Consider the following 5,593-nt stretch of genomic DNA (forward strand, 5'->3'; position numbering starts at 1 on the left):
GCATAAAAAAATCCCCCTATCTCATTTGAGTTAGGGGGATTTGAATTAATGAGCTGGCGATGACTTACTCTCACATGGATAACTCCACACTACCATCAGCGCTAAGAGGTTTCACTTCTGAGTTCGGGAAGGGATCAGGTGGTTCACTCTTGCTATTGTCGCCAGCACAACTGTTTATGACTATTCGTTGGGTCTTATTTACACATTGTGTATGCCTAACTTTCATCAAATGAGTTATTAACAGGTATATTTGAGTTTCTTGCGACAATCTAAAGCAGTGCTTTGTCTTATCTCATTGAACATTGTACTTAGCTTTATAACTAAATCAAGTTGTTTGCAGTGATTTGAACCGCAACACCAACTGTTTGGGTGTTGTATAGTCAAGCCTCACGAGCAATTAGTATTGGTCAGCTTCACATATCACTATGCTTCCACATCCAACCTATCAACGTCGTAGTCTTCAACGGCTCTTTAGAGGACATAAAGTCCTAGGGAAATCTTATCTTGAGGTAGGCTTCCCGCTTAGATGCTTTCAGCGGTTATCCCTTCCGAACATAGCTACCCGGCGATGCGACTGGCGTCACAACCGGTACACCAGAGGTTCGTCCACTCTGGTCCTCTCGTACTAGGAGCAGATCCTCTCAAATTTCCAACGCCCACGGTAGATAGGGACCGAACTGTCTCACGACGTTCTAAACCCAGCTCGCGTACCTCTTTAAATGGCGAACAGCCATACCCTTGGGACCTGCTTCAGCCCCAGGATGAGATGAGCCGACATCGAGGTGCCAAACACCGCCGTCGATATGAACTCTTGGGCGGTATCAGCCTGTTATCCCCAGAGTACCTTTTATCCGTTGAGCGATGGCCCTTCCATACAGAACCACCGGATCACTAAGACCTACTTTCGTACCTGCTCGACTTGTGGGTCTCGCAGTTAAGCGCGCTTTTGCCTTTATACTCTACGCGTGATTTCCGACCACGCTGAGCGCACCTTCGTACTCCTCCGTTACTCTTTAGGAGGAGACCGCCCCAGTCAAACTACCCACCAGACATGGTCCTCGTCCCGGATAACGGGACAGAGTTAGAACCTCAATATTACCAGGGTGGTATTTCAAGATTGGCTCCACCGAAACTAGCGTCTCGGTTTCAAAGCCTCCCACCTATCCTACACAAGTAAGATCAAAGTTCAATGTCAAGCTGCAGTAAAGGTTCACGGGGTCTTTCCGTCTAGCCGCGGGTACACCGCATCTTCACGGCGAATTCGATTTCACTGAGTCTCTGCTGGAGACAGCGCCCCCATCATTATGCCATTCGTGCAGGTCGGAACTTACCCGACAAGGAATTTCGCTACCTTAGGACCGTTATAGTTACGGCCGCCGTTTACTGGGGCTTCGATCAAGAGCTTCGCTTACGCTAACCCCATCAATTAACCTTCCAGCACCGGGCAGGCATCACACCCTATACGTCCACTTTCGTGTTTGCAGAGTGCTATGTTTTTAATAAACAGTTGCAGGGGCCTGGTTTCTGTGGCTGCCAATAGCTCAAGGAGTAAATCCTATCACCGTCGGCAGCGTACCTTCTCCCGAAGTTACGGTACCATTTTGCCTAGTTCCTTCAGCAGAGTTCTCTCAAGCGCTTTGGTCTACTCGACCTGACCACCTGTGTCGGTTTCGGGTACGATTCCTATGTAACTGAAGCTTAGAGACTTTTCCTGGAAGCATGGTATCAGCCACTTCACTGTACAAGTACAGCTTGCTATCAGTTCTCAGCATAGAGCACCCCGGATTTGCCTAAGATACATGCCTACAACCTTCCACCTGGACAACCAACGCCAGGCTGACTTAACCTTCTCCGTCCTCTCATCGCATTACATAGAAGTATTGGAATATTAACCAATTTCCCATCGACTACGCCTCTCGGCCTCGCCTTAGGGGTCGACTCACCCAGCCCCGATTAACGTTGGACTGGAACCCTTGGTCTTTCAGCGTGCGAGTTTTTCACTCGCATTGTCGTTACTCACGTCAGCATTCGCACTTCTGATACCTCCAGCATACTTCTCAATACACCTTCATCGGCTTACAGAACGCTCCCCTACCACTTGCAATAAATTGCAAATCCGCAGCTTCGGCATATAGTTTTAGCCCCGTTACATCTTCCGCGCAGGCCGACTCGACTAGTGAGCTATTACGCTTTCTTTAAAGGGTGGCTGCTTCTAAGCCAACCTCCTAGCTGTCTATGCCTTCCCACATCGTTTCCCACTTAACTATAATTTTGGGGCCTTAGCTGGCGGTCTGGATTGTTTTCCTCTTGACTACGGACGTTAGCACCCGCAGTCTGTCTCCCGGATAGTACTCATTGGTATTCGGAGTTTGCATCGGTTTGGTAAGTCGGGATGACCCCCTAGCCGAAACAGTGCTCTACCCCCAATGGTATTCGTCCGAGGCGCTACCTAAATAGCTTTCGGGGAGAACCAGCTATCACCGAGTTTGATTAGCCTTTCACCCCTATCCACAAGTCATCCCCTGGCTTTTCAACGACAGTGGGTTCGGTCCTCCAGTTAGTGTTACCCAACCTTCAACCTGCTCATGGATAGATCACCCGGTTTCGGGTCTACACCCAGCAACTAAACGCCCTATTAAGACTCGATTTCTCTACGGCTCCCCTATGCGGTTAACCTTGCTACTGAATGTAAGTCGCTGACCCATTATACAAAAGGTACGCAGTCACCGAACAAGTCGGCTCCCACTGCTTGTATGCATGCGGTTTCAGGATCTATTTCACTCCCCTCACAGGGGTTCTTTTCGCCTTTCCCTCACGGTACTGGTTCACTATCGGTCAGTCAGGAGTATTTAGCCTTGGAGGATGGTCCCCCCATATTCAGACAAGGTTTCACGTGCCCCGCCCTACTCGACATCATCATATAAGCCCTTTCGTGTACAGGACTATCACCCACTATGGTTGCACTTCCCAGAGCATTCCACTAGAACTTATATGACTTAATGGGCTTTTCCCCGTTCGCTCGCCGCTACTGAGGGAATCTCAATTGATTTCTTTTCCTAAGGGTACTGAGATGTTTCACTTCCCCTCGTTCGCCTCGTATGACTATGTATTCATCATACGATACCTGCCTTATGACAGGTGGGTTTCCCCATTCAGAAATCTCCGGATCACAGGATATTTGCCGCCTCCCCGGAGCTTATCGCAGGCTATTACGTCTTTCATCGCCTCTGACTGCCAAGGCATCCACCACATGCACTTAATTACTTGACTATACAACCCCAAACAGTCGTAGTACCTACAAGTAGTACTAGGACAGATCGATTGCTCGATCATACAGTTTGTTGTTCTGTGTACTTAAACACTGTACAGCTTCAATTCAATTCACATACCAAAACGCTTGATTCAGTTAATTTCGCTAGTAACTCATTTCTTTAATCTTCATCAATCAGTAATAAATCACTGTTAATGTCGATCTTAAAAACGAGTATGAACAAATTATTTCAACTCAAATATATTCTGTTAATGATTTTTCCAGCCTTCGTCAGGTCAGGAAACTGTGATAAATCACAGAAGTTAATAAGCTTTAACTTACTAAGTTCTATAATCTATGGTGGAGACTAGGAGAGTCGAACTCCTGACCTCCTGCGTGCAAAGCAGGCGCTCTACCAACTAAGCTAAGTCCCCAGCTTATCAATAAGTCAATGTCTCTGTTTTTCTGTATTCAGCATTTAACAATGCTTGTTAGTCAGATTTGGTGGGTCTGACAAGACTTGAACTTGTGACCCCACGCTTATCAAGCGTGTGCTCTAACCAACTGAGCTACAGACCCTCAGATACATCGTCATGAAGAACAACTTGTTGTGGATTCTTACCAATCGTCAATCTTTCGTTAAGGAGGTGATCCAGCCGCAGGTTCCCCTACGGCTACCTTGTTACGACTTCACCCCAGTCATCGGCCACACCGTGGTAAGCGTCCTCCTTGCGGTTAGACTACCTACTTCTGGTGCAACAAATTCCCATGGTGTGACGGGCGGTGTGTACAAGGCCCGGGAACGTATTCACCGCGGCATTCTGATCCGCGATTACTAGCGATTCCGACTTCATGGAGTCGAGTTGCAGACTCCAATCCGGACTACGATCGGCTTTTTGAGATTAGCATCCTATCGCTAGGTAGCAACCCTTTGTACCGACCATTGTAGCACGTGTGTAGCCCTGGTCGTAAGGGCCATGATGACTTGACGTCGTCCCCGCCTTCCTCCAGTTTGTCACTGGCAGTATCCTTAAAGTTCCCGGCTTAACCCGCTGGCAAATAAGGAAAAGGGTTGCGCTCGTTGCGGGACTTAACCCAACATCTCACGACACGAGCTGACGACAGCCATGCAGCACCTGTATGTAAGTTCCCGAAGGCACCAATCCATCTCTGGAAAGTTCTTACTATGTCAAGACCAGGTAAGGTTCTTCGCGTTGCATCGAATTAAACCACATGCTCCACCGCTTGTGCGGGCCCCCGTCAATTCATTTGAGTTTTAGTCTTGCGACCGTACTCCCCAGGCGGTCTACTTATCGCGTTAGCTGCGCCACTAAAGCCTCAAAGGCCCCAACGGCTAGTAGACATCGTTTACGGCATGGACTACCAGGGTATCTAATCCTGTTTGCTCCCCATGCTTTCGTACCTCAGCGTCAGTATTAGGCCAGATGGCTGCCTTCGCCATCGGTATTCCTCCAGATCTCTACGCATTTCACCGCTACACCTGGAATTCTACCATCCTCTCCCATACTCTAGCTCCCCAGTATCGAATGCAATTCCTAAGTTAAGCTCAGGGATTTCACATCCGACTTAAAAAGCCGCCTACGCACGCTTTACGCCCAGTAAATCCGATTAACGCTCGCACCCTCTGTATTACCGCGGCTGCTGGCACAGAGTTAGCCGGTGCTTATTCTGCGAGTAACGTCCACTATCCTAGAGTATTAATCCAAGTAGCCTCCTCCTCGCTTAAAGTGCTTTACAACCAAAAGGCCTTCTTCACACACGCGGCATGGCTGGATCAGGCTTTCGCCCATTGTCCAATATTCCCCACTGCTGCCTCCCGTAGGAGTCTGGGCCGTGTCTCAGTCCCAGTGTGGCGGATCATCCTCTCAGACCCGCTACAGATCGTCGCCTTGGTAGGCCTTTACCCCACCAACTAGCTAATCTGACTTAGGCTCATCTATTAGCGCAAGGTCCGAAGATCCCCTGCTTTCCCCCGTAGGGCGTATGCGGTATTAGCATTCCTTTCGGAATGTTGTCCCCCACTAATAGGCAGATTCCTAAGCATTACTCACCCGTCCGCCGCTAGGTCAGGTAGCAAGCTACCCTTCCCCGCTCGACTTGCATGTGTTAAGCCTGCCGCCAGCGTTCAATCTGAGCCATGATCAAACTCTTCAGTTAAAATCATTAGTAGCTTATGGCTACAAATCTTGGCTCATCAATTTTCTGACAAATATTTCTCAAATAAACTTCGAGTAATTCTTACCATCAATCAATGAAATATTTTCGATCGATCAATCAGTAAAAATCCACACAAGTTGTTCTTCATAATCTCTTAATGATCTT

The 5,593-nt window shown here is 48.3% G+C and carries 2 tRNA genes and 3 rRNA genes; all 5 read right to left on the bottom strand.

What is annotated here, in order from left to right:
• Positions 1-51: 51 nt before the first annotated feature.
• Positions 52-166: ribosomal RNA gene (rrf, locus tag KVY11_RS16440) — 5S ribosomal RNA — on the bottom strand.
• Positions 167-376: 210 nt separating this feature from the next.
• A 23S ribosomal RNA gene (locus KVY11_RS16445) occupies positions 377-3,270 on the bottom strand.
• A gap of 338 nt (positions 3,271-3,608) precedes the next feature.
• Positions 3,609-3,684, bottom strand: a tRNA-Ala gene (locus KVY11_RS16450).
• A gap of 68 nt (positions 3,685-3,752) precedes the next feature.
• Positions 3,753-3,829: transfer RNA gene (locus KVY11_RS16455), tRNA-Ile, on the bottom strand.
• A 61-nt stretch (positions 3,830-3,890) separates the two neighbouring features.
• Positions 3,891-5,428, bottom strand: a 16S ribosomal RNA gene (locus tag KVY11_RS16460).
• The 16S, 23S and 5S rRNA genes sit together here with 2 tRNA genes alongside, the layout of an rRNA operon.
• Positions 5,429-5,593: the final 165 nt, after the last annotated feature.

This window comes from Acinetobacter sp. CWB-G5 (assembly GCF_019209785.1).
In the GTDB taxonomy this organism is placed as follows: Bacteria; Pseudomonadota; Gammaproteobacteria; order Pseudomonadales; family Moraxellaceae; genus Acinetobacter; species Acinetobacter johnsonii.